This window comes from Novosphingobium sp. YAF33 (assembly GCF_052113265.1).
Lineage (GTDB): Bacteria > Pseudomonadota > Alphaproteobacteria > Sphingomonadales > Sphingomonadaceae > Novosphingobium.
This window is the reverse complement of sequence record NZ_JBFRCW010000006.1, coordinates 298,866-312,213: the sequence shown is the minus strand read 5'-3', so window position 1 is coordinate 312,213 and position 13,348 is coordinate 298,866. Positions and strand designations below refer to the sequence as shown.

General features: G+C 66.1%; 14 protein-coding genes. 12 read left to right on the top strand and 2 right to left on the bottom strand.

Annotated features, from left to right (window positions below; all coding sequences use genetic code 11):
• Positions 1-82 precede the first annotated feature (82 nt).
• The 10 genes from pspF to AB4Z00_RS14195 all read left to right on the top strand — a co-directional run bounded on the left by pspF (position 83) and on the right by AB4Z00_RS14195 (position 9,971).
• Complete coding sequence (pspF, locus tag AB4Z00_RS14240; RefSeq protein ID WP_442046368.1) at positions 83-1,165, top strand: phage shock protein operon transcriptional activator; 1,083 nt, start codon at positions 83-85, stop codon at positions 1,163-1,165.
• Positions 1,166-1,258: 93 nt separating this feature from the next.
• Complete coding sequence (locus tag AB4Z00_RS14235; RefSeq protein ID WP_132265058.1) at positions 1,259-1,795, top strand: LuxR C-terminal-related transcriptional regulator; 537 nt, start codon at positions 1,259-1,261, stop codon at positions 1,793-1,795.
• A gap of 93 nt (positions 1,796-1,888) precedes the next feature.
• Positions 1,889-2,209 carry a hypothetical protein gene (locus AB4Z00_RS14230; RefSeq protein WP_243654165.1) on the top strand — a complete coding sequence of 107 codons (321 nt, stop codon included), beginning with the start codon at positions 1,889-1,891 and terminating at the stop codon, positions 2,207-2,209.
• A 30-nt stretch (positions 2,210-2,239) separates the two neighbouring features.
• Complete coding sequence (locus AB4Z00_RS14225) at positions 2,240-2,743, top strand: hypothetical protein (RefSeq protein WP_134095224.1); 504 nt, start codon at positions 2,240-2,242, stop codon at positions 2,741-2,743.
• A 29-nt stretch (positions 2,744-2,772) separates the two neighbouring features.
• Positions 2,773-3,090, top strand: a complete 318-nt coding sequence (locus tag AB4Z00_RS14220) for a JAB domain-containing protein (protein WP_243654166.1) — start codon at positions 2,773-2,775, stop codon at positions 3,088-3,090.
• 355 nt (positions 3,091-3,445) lie between these two features.
• A complete protein-coding gene (gene rimP, locus AB4Z00_RS14215; RefSeq protein WP_132265064.1) occupies positions 3,446-4,006 on the top strand; it encodes a ribosome maturation protein RimP in 561 nt (186 codons plus the stop codon).
• Between the two features lie 3 nt (positions 4,007-4,009).
• The gene (gene nusA / locus AB4Z00_RS14210; RefSeq protein WP_442046367.1) at positions 4,010-5,629 is read left to right on the top strand and encodes a transcription termination factor NusA; all 1,620 of its coding nucleotides are present in this window, start codon (positions 4,010-4,012) and stop codon (positions 5,627-5,629) included.
• On the top strand, positions 5,610-6,338 hold the full coding sequence (locus AB4Z00_RS14205; protein WP_132265068.1) for a DUF448 domain-containing protein: 729 nt from the start codon (positions 5,610-5,612) through the stop codon (positions 6,336-6,338). The genes nusA and AB4Z00_RS14205 overlap by 20 nt, the downstream gene beginning before the upstream one ends.
• A 23-nt stretch (positions 6,339-6,361) precedes the next feature.
• Entirely contained in the window at positions 6,362-9,220 is a 2,859-nt protein-coding gene (infB, locus tag AB4Z00_RS14200; RefSeq protein WP_442046366.1) for a translation initiation factor IF-2, read from the top strand.
• A gap of 220 nt (positions 9,221-9,440) precedes the next feature.
• The gene (locus tag AB4Z00_RS14195; RefSeq protein ID WP_132265072.1) at positions 9,441-9,971 is read left to right on the top strand and encodes a DUF1697 domain-containing protein; all 531 of its coding nucleotides are present in this window, start codon (positions 9,441-9,443) and stop codon (positions 9,969-9,971) included.
• A 68-nt stretch (positions 9,972-10,039) separates the two neighbouring features.
• Here the strand turns inward: AB4Z00_RS14195 and AB4Z00_RS14190 are convergent, their stop codons facing one another.
• On the bottom strand, positions 10,040-10,375 hold the full coding sequence (locus AB4Z00_RS14190; protein ID WP_442046365.1) for an RcnB family protein: 336 nt from the start codon (positions 10,373-10,375) through the stop codon (positions 10,040-10,042).
• A gap of 109 nt (positions 10,376-10,484) precedes the next feature.
• Here AB4Z00_RS14190 and rbfA point away from each other — a divergent pair, with 109 nt between their 5' ends.
• Positions 10,485-10,877, top strand: coding sequence for a 30S ribosome-binding factor RbfA (gene rbfA, locus AB4Z00_RS14185; protein WP_132265076.1), 393 nt, complete (start codon positions 10,485-10,487; stop codon positions 10,875-10,877).
• Between the two features lie 9 nt (positions 10,878-10,886).
• Here rbfA and AB4Z00_RS14180 read toward each other — a convergent pair whose 3' ends face one another.
• Positions 10,887-12,485: a DUF1963 domain-containing protein gene (locus AB4Z00_RS14180; RefSeq protein ID WP_442046364.1), complete on the bottom strand. Its 1,599-nt coding sequence runs from the start codon at positions 12,483-12,485 to the stop codon at positions 10,887-10,889.
• A gap of 245 nt (positions 12,486-12,730) precedes the next feature.
• Here AB4Z00_RS14180 and AB4Z00_RS14175 point away from each other — a divergent pair, with 245 nt between their 5' ends.
• The gene (locus AB4Z00_RS14175) at positions 12,731-13,321 is read left to right on the top strand and encodes a thymidine kinase (RefSeq protein ID WP_132265080.1); all 591 of its coding nucleotides are present in this window, start codon (positions 12,731-12,733) and stop codon (positions 13,319-13,321) included.
• Positions 13,322-13,348 lie beyond the last annotated feature (27 nt).

Below are 13,348 nucleotides of genomic sequence, written 5' to 3'. Positions count from 1 at the left end.
TTTCTGCGATTTCAGACGCTTGGTGGGGGAGGGCGCAAAAGATGAATTGCCAATGAATGGTGAAATTCGCTAATAGTTGGGAATGGAGCGAGACGTTCAATTCATCGGTCAATCCACCGCCTTCCTCGACGCGGTGGAGCGCGCCAGTCGGGCCGCGGCGGTGCGGCGTCCGGTGCTGGTCATCGGCGAGCGCGGGACCGGCAAGGAGCTGATCGCCCAGCGGCTCCATCACCTCTCGCCGCGCTGGGGCGAGCCGCTGATCACCATGAACTGCGCCGCCTTGCCGGAAACGCTGATCGAAGCGGAGCTGTTCGGGCACGAGGCTGGGGCTTTCACCGGCGCGGTGCGGGCAAGAGCCGGCCGGTTCGAGGAAGCGGATCGGGGGACGCTGTTCCTCGACGAGCTGGGCACTCTGTCGATGGCCGCGCAGGAGCGGCTGCTTCGGGCCATCGAATATGGCGAGATCGCGCGAATCGGTGCCTCGCGCCCGGTGCAGGTCGACGTGCGCGTGGTTGCCGCCACCAATGCCGACCTGCCGCGCATGGCCGAGCAAGGCACGTTCCGCGCCGACCTGCTCGATCGCCTGAGTTTCGAGGTCATCAACCTGCCGCCGCTGCGGGCGCGGGAAGGCGATGTCTACGAACTAGCCGACTACTACGGGCGGCGCATGGCGAGCGAGCTGGAGTGGGATACCTGGCCCGGTTTCTCGCCGCAGGCCATGGCGGTGCTGGAGGCGCATGACTGGCCGGGCAATGTGCGCGAGCTGCGGAACGTGACGGAGCGCGCAGTCTATCGCTGGGCGAACGAGCACGCGCCGATCGCCGAAATCGTCTTCGATCCTTTCGAGAACCCGTGGATGCCCGCCGCCGCTGCCGAGCCTTCCCCCGCGCCGATTCCGGCGGCCGCCGTCCCGGCAAGGCCGGCGCCGGCTGCGCCCGTAGAAGCGGGCGCCGGGCTGCGGGCTTCGGTAGAGGCTTACGAACGCGGGCTATTGGTCGAGGCGCTCGACCGGCATCGCTGGAACCAGCGCCGCGCGGCGTCGGCTATGGGATTGTCCTATGACCAGTTGCGCCATTGCATGAAGAAGCACCGCCTGTCGGAAGGCGGGCAGGCGCCCTCCGCGCCGCCATCGGCCCAGTCACGGCCGCGAAATCTCGGTGAATAACAAGCATTAAGTGGCCGTTTAGGAAAGCCTGTCTGCCGTTTTGCTTTAATTTTCCCTAGTGGGATTTGCCGTTATAGTGCACGGAAGGCGCGAATGAGGGCCGATGTGCAAGAGATAACCGACATTTCCGAAGCAACAGGGTTGTTGGAAAACTTGACGTCCAAGCAGGTCGAAGTTCTCGACCTGCTGCTGATGCACCGTACCACCAAGGAAATCGCCCGCGAAATCGGCATCGCGCCGAACACGGTGGACCAGCGCATCAATGCCGTGCGCGACAAGTGGGGAACCCTCAACCGCAAGGATACGGCGCGCCTTTATGGGCAGCTCGTGGAGCTATGTGGCAAATCCACATATGGCTTTTCCCGTATCGACGCGGGGTCGGGAGAGGGGGATGAGAGCGATCAGGATCTGACGGCGGATCCGGTCTTCGTCCTCTCCGATGCACGGCCCATGGCACGGCATCCCGATTGGTTCGATGCCCGGGTTGCCGAGCCGGCAGGCCTGGAGGCATTCGATGCAAGGTTCGGAAGGGCGGGGCGCGTAGGGGCGGTTTTCTTGCTGGCGTTGATCATGGCGGTGACCCTTGCGGCCACCCTGGCGATCGCCGAGGCTCTGGAAAAACTGCTTTAGCGGCGCGCTGGTCCACCGATCCGGCCCACCGACCCGGTGATCTTTCTTGCCGGATGCCTTCGATCTCGGAATTCCCCGTGGGAGGCGACGAATATGACACCGGATATTGTCGGAATGCGGATCACCCGGAGCATCCAGTCGGTCGAGAACGACATGGATGAGCTTCTCGCCAAGGCCAGCGAACTCATGGCGGAAATCGCTCGCGGCCGCCTTGCGATCGTCGATAACGCCCATAGCACCCAGCGCCCGATGGCGCGCGTTGCAGCCATGCAGCGCAGCCTGATCGAGGCCCGCTCCGAACTGGTGCGTGCGCATAGCGACCTGTCGAAGCTGGCAGAGACGATGGATATTCCGGTCCGCTGCCCGGACAAGGCCGAAGGCGAGCATCAGCCGCTCGCCGAAATCGCGGCCTGATCGGGGACTCGTTCGAAATGGGGAGCGTCCTTGGGAAACTCTGAACAGCTTGCTTTCTTCCTGCTGCTGGTCGTCGCCGTGGCGCTGGCCTTCTGGCAGGGCGGCGCGCCCGAACGGTGGGGCGCCGCGATCATCCTGGCGATGGTCCTGCTGCAAGTCGGCGGAGAAAGCCTGCTGCCCAGTCGTTTCAGGAGCGTGGATCCCACGTCGCTGCTGACGGATGCCGTGGGAACGGCCGGTTTCGGCTATCTCGCGCTCCAGGCCCGAAGGATTTGGCCGCTATGGGCAACCTCGTTGCAGTTGTTGAGCCTCAGCGCGCATTTCGCACGATGGGCGGACATCGGAATTCCGCCAACGGTCTACGCCGTGATGCGGGGGACGCCCACGTTCCTGGCGCTTTCGGCGATAGCGATCGGTACGATCCTGCATGTCTGGCGCAAGCAGCGGCTTGGCAACGATCCCTCGTGGCAGGACTGGTCCCGGGTTGCAGTCGCATCCGGCCGCTCTCGCGAAGTCTCCTCGAAACGCTGGTAACCCACCTGGGCTGCCTTCGCCGCGAGGTGATGCTTGAACTGCCTTTCGATGCCGAAGGGCGGCTGGTGGGACAAGTGGCCTGCACGACAGGCTGCGAGGCCACGATCAGGGCCGGCTCCCGGTCGCTTTTGCAACGCGTGCTGGAGCATCGGGCCGTCGGCCTGGTGCTGGTGCACAACCACCCTTCCGGCGATCCGCTGCCCAGCCGGGCGGACGTGATCGCCACGCGCCGGCTCTCCGCCTTGTGCGAGACCGCGCGAATCGAGCTCCACGACCACCTCGTGGTCGGAGGACGCAGCGCGGTCTCCATGCGACGGGCCGGGCTGATGAGTCGCGCCGTGACGTGACTCCCAACTTACCGGCGGGCGGCCCTCCCCCCGCTGGACGCAGGCCGGGCGAGCCCCCCCCCACCCGAACACTCGCCCGGCCTGCACTTTTTAATCGACCTTTCCGATCGGCAAGAACGGGCGCCCGTCCGTTTTCGAGCGGCACCGGCCCACGCCCCGGCAATGCCTTGGCCTGAAGCCGCGGACATCGGTTTCGCCCGACCGGCAGACCGGAATCCTCTCTCTTGCTTTTTACCGGCGATGCGCTTATCTGCGCCTCATCCCGACATTGGTGACACAAGGTTCGGGCTGGCGCCGGAAGGGGCCGGCGCGAAACTGCGTTGCCGAACAGCACGATTTTTACCGGAGATACGGCTTGGCCGACATTGCACGCATTACCGAAGTCATCGAACCTGAGGTCAACGCCCTCGGTTTCGACCTGGTGCGCGTGCGAATCTTCGGCAAGAGCGAAGTGGGCGACGATGAGATCGCCCTGCAGATCATGGCCGAGAACCCGGCCACCGGCCAGCTCGTGCTGGATGACTGCGTGAAGCTTTCGCACCGCATCTCCGATCGCATGGACGCGCTGGAAGAAGCCGGCGAAACGCTGATCGAGGAAGCCTATCGCCTCGAAGTCAGCTCGCCCGGCATCGATCGTCCGCTGACCCGCCCGAAGGATTACGCCAACTGGGCCGGGCACGAAGTGAAGGTAAGCCTGACCGCACCCGTGGAAGGCAACCGCAAGGGGCTGACCGGTGACCTGGTCGGCATCGACGGCGATCAGATCACGATCGACGACAAGAAGTCCGGCCGGGTGACTTTCCCACTCGGCGACATTCATTCCGCAAGGCTGGTCCTCACGGACAAGCTGATCGCAGCAACCCGCCCGCTGGATGACAGCGGGGCCGACGAGATTGTCGAGGAACAGGAAGACTAAGCCATGGCCAGTGCGATTTCCGCCAACCGCGCCGAGCTGCTCGCGATCGCGAACTCCGTCGCTTCGGAGAAGATGATCGACAAGTCGATCGTCATCGAGGCGATGGAAGAAGCCATCCAGAAGTCAGCCCGCAACCGTTACGGTGCGGAAAACGACATTCGCGCGAAGCTCGATCCGCGCACCGGCGACCTGCGTCTGTGGCGCGTCGTCGAAGTGGTCGAAGAAGTTGAGGACTACTTCAAGCAGGTGGACCTCAAGCAGGCCGACAAGCTTCAGAAGGGCGCGGCCCTGGGTGACTTCATCGTCGACCCGCTGCCCCCGGTGGACCTCGGCCGCATCGACGCGCAGTCGGCCAAGCAGGTGATCTTCCAGAAGGTCCGCGATGCCGAGCGTGACCGCCAGTACGAAGAATTCAAGGACCGCGCCGGCGAAGTCATCACCGGCGTGATCAAGTCGGTCGAATTCGGCCACGTCATCGTCAATCTCGGCCGCGCCGAAGGCGTGATCCGCCGCGACCAGCAGATCCCCCGCGAAGCCGCCCGCGTCGGCGAGCGCGTTCGCGCGCTGGTCATGCGTGTCGAGCGCCAGAACCGCGGGCCGCAGATCTTCCTTTCCCGCGCGCACCCGGACTTCATGAAGAAGCTCTTCGCGCAGGAAGTGCCCGAAATCTACGACGGCGTGATCGAGATCAAGGCCGCCGCCCGTGACCCGGGTTCGCGCGCCAAGATCGGCGTGATCAGCCACGATCACTCGATCGACCCGGTCGGCGCCTGCGTCGGCATGAAGGGCAGCCGCGTTCAGGCCGTCGTGCAGGAACTGCAGGGCGAAAAGATCGACATCATCCCCTGGAGCGAAGACACCGCGACTTTCGTGGTCAACGCCCTCCAGCCCGCGACCGTCAGCCGCGTCGTCATCGACGAGGAAGAAAGCCGCATCGAAGTCGTCGTGCCCGATGACCAGCTTTCGCTGGCGATCGGCCGCCGCGGCCAGAACGTGCGCCTTGCCTCGCAGCTGACTGCCTCGCAGATCGACATCATGACCGAGGCCGAGGCTTCGGAGAAGCGCCAGAAGGAATTCACCGAGCGCTCGAAGATGTTCGAGGAAGAGCTCGACGTGGACGAGACCCTTTCGCAGCTGCTGGTGGCCGAAGGCTTCAGCGAGCTTGAGGAAGTCGCCTACATCGACCTCAACGAACTGGCCGCCATCGAAGGCTTCGACGAAGAACTCGGCCAGGAACTCCAGAGCCGCGCCCAGGAAGCGCTCGAGCGCCGCGAAGAAGCCTCGCGCGAGGAACGCCGCGGTCTCGGTGTCGAGGACGCCCTGTCCGAACTGCCGCACCTCACCGAGGCGATGCTGGTGGTTCTCGGCAAGGCCGGCATCAAGACGCTCGACGACCTGGCGGATCTCGCCACCGACGAGCTGATCGCCAAGAAGCGCTCCGAGCAGCGCCGCCGCGACGGTTCGGTGAACCGCCGTGCGCGTGACGAAGACAAGGGCGGCGTGCTCGGCGAGTACGGCCTGAACGAAGAACAGGGTAACGAAATCATCATGGCAGCCCGCGCTCACTGGTTCGACGAAGAACCGCAATCCGAGGAGGCCGCCGATGCGGAATCCTCGCAATGAGCGCGTAAGCTCCGACATCGACGGCGCCGGGCCGGAGAGGAAATGCATTCTCTCCGGGGAGGTCGGTGCGCGTGAAGACTACATCCGTCTGGCGATCTCGCCGGACGGACTCGTTCTTCCCGACATCCACGCGCGTGCCCCCGGGCGCGGCGCGTGGATCGGCGTTTCTCGTGACACTCTTGAAAATTCGCTCGAGAAGGGCAAATTAAAGGGAGCGATGGCGCGCGCCTATAAAGGTGCCGCGCTCACGATCCCGGAAGACCTCGCCGAACGGATAGAACAGGCGCTGATCCGCGCACTGACTCACCGGCTGGGCCTCGAACTGAAATCGGGCAAGTTGCTTATGGGCTCCGACCGTATCGCGCAGAACGCGCGAGAGGGCCGGGTCACATGGCTTGCCCATGCCGCCGATGCGAGCGAAGACGGCTCGCGCAAGCTCGACCAGGCCTGGAGAGTCGGGAGCGAGGCGGAAGGAAGCGGTCTCAAGGGCACACGCTTGCCTCTGGACCGAGAGACGCTGTCTGTGGCATTGGGCCGCGACAACGTCGTTCACTTGGCGCTGAATGATCGTGGCGCGGCTCAACGAGTCGCTTCGCTGCTGCAGCGCCTTCTGCATTTCCAGGGGCAGCCCCGCACCGAGACGGACGGGGACGGTATGGATGGTAGCAACGGGCCGGCACGCAGCGCCGCGCCCGAGGCGACGAATTGAGACTGAAGGGCACGACGAGAGATATGAGCGAGACCGACAACAAACCGACCCTGGGCCGCAAGCCATTGGGGCTTAAGCGTTCCGTGGAAGCGGGTGAGGTCAAGCAGACCTTCAGCCACGGCCGCACCAACAAGGTGGTGGTCGAGGTGAAGCGCCGCAAGGTGCTCGGCAAGCCGGGCTCCGAAGGCGCTGTCGAGGCCGCTCCCGCGCCCCAGGCTCCCGCCCCGGCTCCGCAGGCCGCTGCCCCGGCCCCGTCGGCTCCCCAGCCCGCACCGCAGCGGGCTGCGCCGCCGCCGGCTGCGCCCCGCAAGCCGATTCCGTCGAACGAGACGCCGCAGGAGCGCGTCGCCCGTCTTCAGCGTGAGGCCGAGGAAGCCCGACTCGCCTCGCTTGAGGAATCGAACCGCCGCGAGCACGAGGAAAAGGTGCGCGCGATGGAAGAAGAAAAGCGCCGCGCCGAAGAAAACCGCGCCCAGGAAAGCAAGCGCGCCGAAGAGGAAGCTGCCAAGGCTCGCGAAGCCGAGGCTGTCCAGAACGCTCCGGCCCAGGATACTGCGGCTCCCGTGCAGGAAGCGCCTGCCGAGACGCCTGCCGCTGCCGAACCGGCCGCAGCTGCGCCTGCCGCCGAAGCGTCGGCTCCGGAAGCCGCCGCGCCTGCCGCCAAGGCGCCTGAAGCTGCTGCGAAGCCGGTTGCTGCCGCGCCCGTGGCCGCTCCGGCTCCCGCGCCGCGCCGCTTTACCCCGGTTGCACGTCCTCAGCCCCGCAAGCCCGAGGCTCCGGCCGCCGCCGCCGGCAACGCTGCCGCAGGCAACGCCGCCGCTGGCAATGCCGGCAATGCAGCTGCCGCAACCACCGGCAATGCCGGCCCCGCCAGCAGCGGCACTGCCGCCGCACCGAAGGGTCCTGCCGCAGCCAAGAAGGGCGCTCCGCCGCCGCCGCCGCGCAGCACGCCGGATCGCGACCGCAAGGGCGGCGACCGCCGCCAGTCGGGCAAGCTCACGGTCAACCGTGCGCTCAACGACGACGAGGGCGCCCGCGCCCGTTCGCTCGCCGCGCTCAAGCGCGCCCGCGAGAAGGAACGTCGTGCCCACTTCGGCGGCCAGTCGCAGCAGCGCGAGAAGCAGGTCCGCGACGTGATCGTCCCCGAGGCGATCACCGTTCAGGAACTCGCCAACCGCATGGCCGAAAAGGGCGCCGACCTGGTGAAGGCGATGTTCAAGATGGGCATGATGGTCACCGTCAACCAGACGATCGACCAGGATACCGCTGAACTGCTCGTCACCGAATTCGGCCACAACATCCAGCGCGTGTCCGAAAGCGATGTCGACATCGACACCTCCATCGACGTCGATGCCGAAGAGACGCTGAAGCCGCGTCCCCCGGTCGTCGCCATCATGGGCCACGTCGACCACGGCAAGACCTCGCTGCTCGACGCGCTTCGCGGCACCGACGTGGTGCGCGGCGAAGCCGGCGGCATCACGCAGCACATGGGCGCGTACCAGATCAAGACCAAGGGCGGTGACCTCGTCACCTTCCTCGACACGCCTGGTCACGCCGCCTTCACCCAGATGCGTATGCGCGGTGCGAACGTCACCGACATCGTGATCCTGGTGGTCGCTGCCGACGACGGCATCATGCCGCAGACGATCGAGGCCATCAATCACACCAAGGCCGCGGGCGTGCCGATGATCGTGGCCATCAACAAGATGGACAAGCACGAGGCCAATCCKCAGAAGGTGCGCGAGCGCCTGCTGGAGCACGAAGTCATCGTCGAAGCCATGTCGGGCGATGTCCAGGACGTGGAAGTCTCGGCCAAGACCGGCGCGGGTCTCGACGATCTGATCGAGAAGATCCTGCTCCAGGCCGAACTGATGGAACTGAAGGCTAACCCCGACCGCGAGGCCGAGGCGACCGTGATCGAAGCCAAGCTCGACAAGGGCAAGGGTCCGCTCGCGACCGTGCTGGTCAACCGCGGCACCCTGAAGGTCGGCGACATCTTCGTCGTCGGTACCGAGAGCGGCCGCGTGCGCGCCATGCTCGACGACAAGGGACGCCAGGTGAAGGTCGCTCCGCCTTCGATGCCGGTGGAAGTCCTCGGTATCGGCGGCGTGCCGATGGCCGGTGACCTGCTCAGCGTCGTGGACAGCGAACAGCGTGCCCGCGAGGTTTCGGCCTACCGTCAGGAACAGGCGACTGCCAAGCGCACCGCCATGGCGCCGGCCAGCATCGACACGATGTTCTCGGCGCTTGCCGCCAAGCAGAACGTCATCGAGTACCCGGTCGTGGTCAAGGCGGACGTGCAGGGTTCGGTCGAGGCGATCAACGCCGCGCTCCATGCCCTCTCGAACGACGAGATCAAGGTGCGCATCCTGCACTCGGGCGTCGGTGCCATCACCGAAACCGACGTGGCCCTGGCTTCGGCCTCGGGCGCGCCGATCGTGGGCTTCAACGTCCGCCCGAACGCCAAGGCGCGCGAGCAGATCGAGAAGACCAAGACCCCGATGATGTACTACGACGTCATCTACGAGCTGACCGCCGAGGTCGCGAAGCAGATGGCCGGCATCTGGGGTCCGGAGCGCATCGAAACCGTGGTCGGCCGCGCCGAAGTCAAGCAGGTCTTCCCGGCCGGCAAGCGCGACAAGGCCGCCGGTCTGCTGGTCGTCGAAGGCTTCATCCGCAAGGGTCTCAGCGCGCGTCTTACCCGCAACGACGTCATCGTTTCGGCAACGACGATCTCCTCGCTGCGCCGCTTCAAGGACGACGTGGACGAAGTCCGCGCCGGTCTGGAGTGCGGTGTGGTCCTGGCCGACACCAACGACATCAAGGCGGGCGACCACCTCGAAGTCTTCGAAGTCAGCCACCGCGAACGTACCGTCGGCTGATATCCGCCGGTTTCGGTTGAAAGACCATGAAACGGCCATCGTCGGGGAAACCCGGCGGTGGCCGTTGCCGTTTGGGCCGCCTGGCCGGACGACGGCGCCCTGCGGCGACGGATGGCGGCTTGCGGGATGACTTGCAGCCTCTCCGCGGCTCGTGCAGGTGAGGAAGCGCCCGGCAGACATGCCCGGCAGCCATTCAGCTTATGGAATCGATGACCCTGCCATGACCCGCTATTGCGCCTTTTTCGAGTCCCTGATCGTGGGCGGCGATCGTCTGTCGATGGCGGACTTGCGCTACGCCTTCGCGCGCGAGGAACTGGAGAATGCCGAAACGGTGATCTCCAGCGGCAATGTCCTGTTCGATTACGAGGACCGTCCGACCGAGGGCCTGGAAGACCTCCTGGCCTACCTGATGCGCGATCGCTTCGACATGGGCGCCTTCGTGGCGGTGCGCAGTCGCGCGGAGATCCGCGCGGCCGTGGAGGAAAACCCGTTCGTGGGCAGCGAGGACACTTTCGTCCATAGCGTGCTGCTGGAGCGGCAACCGACCAAGCAGCAGTTCGGCCGCCTCGTGGGCGACCACGGCAGCATCGGCGCCGAGCGACTGGCGCTGGGCGATCGCTGCCTCTTCGTGGATTTCGGCGGGCCGATGAGCGAAAGTCCGCTGACGATGGCCTTCATCGAAAAGCGCCTCGGCAGCCGGGGTGCGGCGCGCAATGTGCGAACGCTGGCGCGGATCGTCGCGAAGATGTGATGCGCAAAGGGCGCCGCGCTCCGCCAAGCGCGACGCCCCATTGGCCGGTTTCGTCTATCCGGGAGGGATCAGCGGAACATGCCGCTCGTCACGGCGGCAACGATGCCGCTGGTGATGCCGACGAGCAGCAGGTCATTGCCCGAACGCACGTAGTGATAGCCGCGCGGCGGGGCCTTCACATTGCGGTACTTGCGGTAGTCCACGGCCTGGTAGTGCGTGGCGCGGCTCTGGTCGAACTTCTCGCCCTTGCGGAACTGGTGCGGGCTCTTGTCGGCATGGCCGTTACCCGGATGAGAAGTGTCCGCATGCGAAGAGGTGTGGCGGTCCGGCGCGGCCATGGCCGGTGCGGCGACGGTGGGGGCGACGAGCGCCGCAGCAAGCAGGGTGGCGGTGAACTTGTGCATTTCCGGTTCCTCGAAATGGTGGTTTCACAGGGCTAAACCACACAAATGAGCCTTGGAGCCGTAATCAATTGTTGCAAATTGTCGTCGTCCGCCCACATGGAACAAAGCCATGGTACGCCAGCAAGTCACATCCGAACAGCACTCCGTCCGCCTCCTGAAGGTGGGTGAGCAGGTGCGCCACGTCCTTTCCGAGATCCTCACGCGCCAGCAGGTTCACGACGATACGCTGAGCACGCATTCGGTCTCCGTCACCGAAGTGCGCATGACGCCGGACCTGCGCATCGCCACCGTCTTCGTGAAGCCCCTGCTCGGCGAGCATGAGGAAATCGTGCTAAAGGCGCTGCAGACGCATACCGCGTTCTTCCAGCGCGAAGTGGCGCAGCGGCTGAAGCTGAAGTTCGCCGCCAAGATCCGTTTCCGCACCGATGATACTTTCGAAGAGGCGAGCCGGATCGACGCGCTGCTCAACGATCCGCGGGTCAAGCGCGACCTCGAGGACTGATCCGCCCGGTCAGCCGGGTTCGAACGTCAGCGAAACCCGGTCCCACCGGCGCCGCGCCAGATCGGGCGGGCTGATCCAGAACTGGTAGAGCCCCGAGGCTCTCCCCGTATCGCCCCCCGACTCTCTCCCCGATTCTCTCCAATGCCATCCCATCATGTCGTCGCTGGCGAGCTGCAGCAGCAGGATCTCGCCCCGATGGTCGTCGCGCGCCGCACGGTGGCAGCCGCCGGGGCCGAACACTTCGTGCTGGTGRGCATTGGCGAGCCGGTAGCCGGCATTGATCCGCGCGAGTTCCGCATCGGACACTTGCGCCAGAGCTTCCGGCGGCCCCGAAACCATCGCTCGCAGCGAGAAAGCGGAGAGTTCCGCCATCGTCGCCGGCGCGCGGTTCCGCACCAGGTCGGCGCAATCACGGGCCACATGGGCCAGGACATCCTGAAGCACGGCGAATTCGTCGTGGGTCAGCGGCGTCCAGGGATCCCGCTCGCTGGTGAAGCCGTCCATGGCCTGCGTGACTTGCGCGAGCGCGGCCTGCTGCTCGCATGTGGCGTGGAGTTTCGCGTCCTCCCGGTCGAAGGCGCGCTGGGCGGCTTCCAGGCGCAGCGATGTCGTGCCCGGATCGGCGCCCAGCAGTTCGACATCCTCGCGCGCGTCGGCGGTCCTGTCGGTACGTTTGTCCACCAGGCGCGAGGCTTCGTCCAGGGCGGCATGGAAACGCGCGGCCAGGTGGATCGCGCCATGCCACCAGACCCGCTCCACCGGCTCGCGCACGGTCAGCGGCCCGTCGCGCAAGGGATAGCGCATGGCGAGCCACTCGGTCATCGCCTGTTCGACGGCTTGCTCGTTGCCCAGTTCGTGCCGGTCGCGCAGCTCTTCGGGCAGCGGGACGGCAAGCGCTTCCACCGGCCAGAAGGGGTAGAACGCGTCATCCGGGGCCCGGTCCGCCGCGGCCAGTGACAGGCCGCCCTCGCTGCCTGCGGGAGGATCGGTGAACTCGCGGGCTCCGGCCGGGACCGGCACGACGGCGCCGGTCCCAACGAAGAAAGCCAGGGAGCCGGACTTCGGCAGCGGCGTCTCCGGGCAGGCGGCGGCGATTTCGGCCAGGTCGATCTGCGCGGCGAACGGCAGCGCCGCACCGTCGCTGCCGCGCGGCCAGGGAATGCCGGCCAGCTTCGGCAGGCCGCCCAGCCAGCTGGCATCGCCGAACCAGTCCCGCGATCGCGACCGGGCCTTGCGGATCAGCACGACCGGGCGGGGCAGGGGCGCTTCGGGGTCGAACATGTCGGCGCCCATCGGCTGTTCGACGCTCAACGGGTCCGCGGTCAAGGGTTCGGGCCGCCACACCGGGCCGGGGAGCGCCTTGAGCGCCGGCGTTCGGGGCCAGAGCAGCAGTATCGGCGCGCAGAGCAGGGCGCCCAGCACGAGCGGGGCAGCGATGGCGCCGCCGCGTCCCAAAGCGGCGACCAGCGCTGCGGCGGCGCTATCGAACAGGGCGGTGGTCTGTCGGGAGGAGGCGGCGACGTGCGGGGCGAAGGGGGCATCGACGACATATCCGGCCGCCGCTCCAGCCAGCGCGATGATCACGACCAAGGCGATCCATCTCTTCATGCCCAACTCCCTGCCTAGAACTTCGGGCCTCTCGAACTTCGGGGCCTCTCTAACTTCGGGGCCTGTCTAACTTCGGGGCCTGTCTAACTCCAGCTCAGCCTGTTTCCGGCCCTGCCGAGACTCCAGATGCCCGGACGCCGGTTTCGGCTGACGGGATTAGATAACGGCAGGGGCTTTCATTCAAGCGGGGACAATCGCGAGGGACGCCGTGCGGGCGGCCGAGGGGCATGTTATCCCCAACTCCGATGGCTAAACTCTATTTCTACTATGCCAGCATGAATGCCGGCAAATCGGCGACTTTGCTTCAGGCCAACTTCAACTATCACGAGCGCGGCATGCGCACGATGTTGTGGACTGCGGCGATAGACGACCGCAGCGAGTCCCGCGGCGGCGACCATGCGATCGAAAGCCGCATCGGCCTGCACGCATCGGCGCACCGTTTCCTGCCCGATACCGACCTCGTCTCGCAAGTGAGAGCGGCTCATTCGGTGGAGCCGCTGTCCTGCGTTCTGGTAGACGAAGCGCAGTTCCTCACCCCGGCGCAGGCCTGGCAATGCGCCCATGTTGCCGACCGGGAGAACATCCCCGTGCTCTGCTACGGCTTGCGTACGGATTTTCGCGGGGAGCTGTTCCCCGGGTCTGCTGTCCTGCTGGGCATTGCCGATGCCCTGATCGAGCTGAAGGCGGTGTGCCACTGCGGCCGCAAGGCGACGATGAACTTGCGCGTCGATGCTGCCGGAGCCGCGGTGCATGAAGGAGCGCAGACGGAAATCGGTGGGAACGATCGCTATGTCGCGCTCTGCCGCAAGCATTTCGGCGAAGCCATGGCCCGGTGATGCCGGGGCCCCGAATTGGCCGGGGCG

Bases quoted from the DNA above. Each gene is read 5' to 3' on its own strand.
- pspF (WP_442046368.1), top strand. From the start codon at position 83: ATGGAGCGAGACGTTCAATTCATCGGTCAATCCACCGCCTTCCTCGAC.
- rbfA (WP_132265076.1), top strand. From the start codon at position 10,485: ATGGTACGCCAGCAAGTCACATCCGAACAGCACTCCGTCCGCCTCCTG.
- AB4Z00_RS14190 (WP_442046365.1), bottom strand. From the start codon at position 10,375: ATGCACAAGTTCACCGCCACCCTGCTTGCTGCGGCGCTCGTCGCCCCC.
- nusA (WP_442046367.1), top strand. From the start codon at position 4,010: ATGGCCAGTGCGATTTCCGCCAACCGCGCCGAGCTGCTCGCGATCGCG.
- AB4Z00_RS14175 (WP_132265080.1), top strand. From the start codon at position 12,731: ATGGCTAAACTCTATTTCTACTATGCCAGCATGAATGCCGGCAAATCG.
- AB4Z00_RS14230 (WP_243654165.1), top strand. From the start codon at position 1,889: ATGACACCGGATATTGTCGGAATGCGGATCACCCGGAGCATCCAGTCG.
- AB4Z00_RS14205 (WP_132265068.1), top strand. From the start codon at position 5,610: ATGCGGAATCCTCGCAATGAGCGCGTAAGCTCCGACATCGACGGCGCC.
- AB4Z00_RS14220 (WP_243654166.1), top strand. From the start codon at position 2,773: ATGCTTGAACTGCCTTTCGATGCCGAAGGGCGGCTGGTGGGACAAGTG.
- AB4Z00_RS14195 (WP_132265072.1), top strand. From the start codon at position 9,441: ATGACCCGCTATTGCGCCTTTTTCGAGTCCCTGATCGTGGGCGGCGAT.
- AB4Z00_RS14235 (WP_132265058.1), top strand. From the start codon at position 1,259: ATGAGGGCCGATGTGCAAGAGATAACCGACATTTCCGAAGCAACAGGG.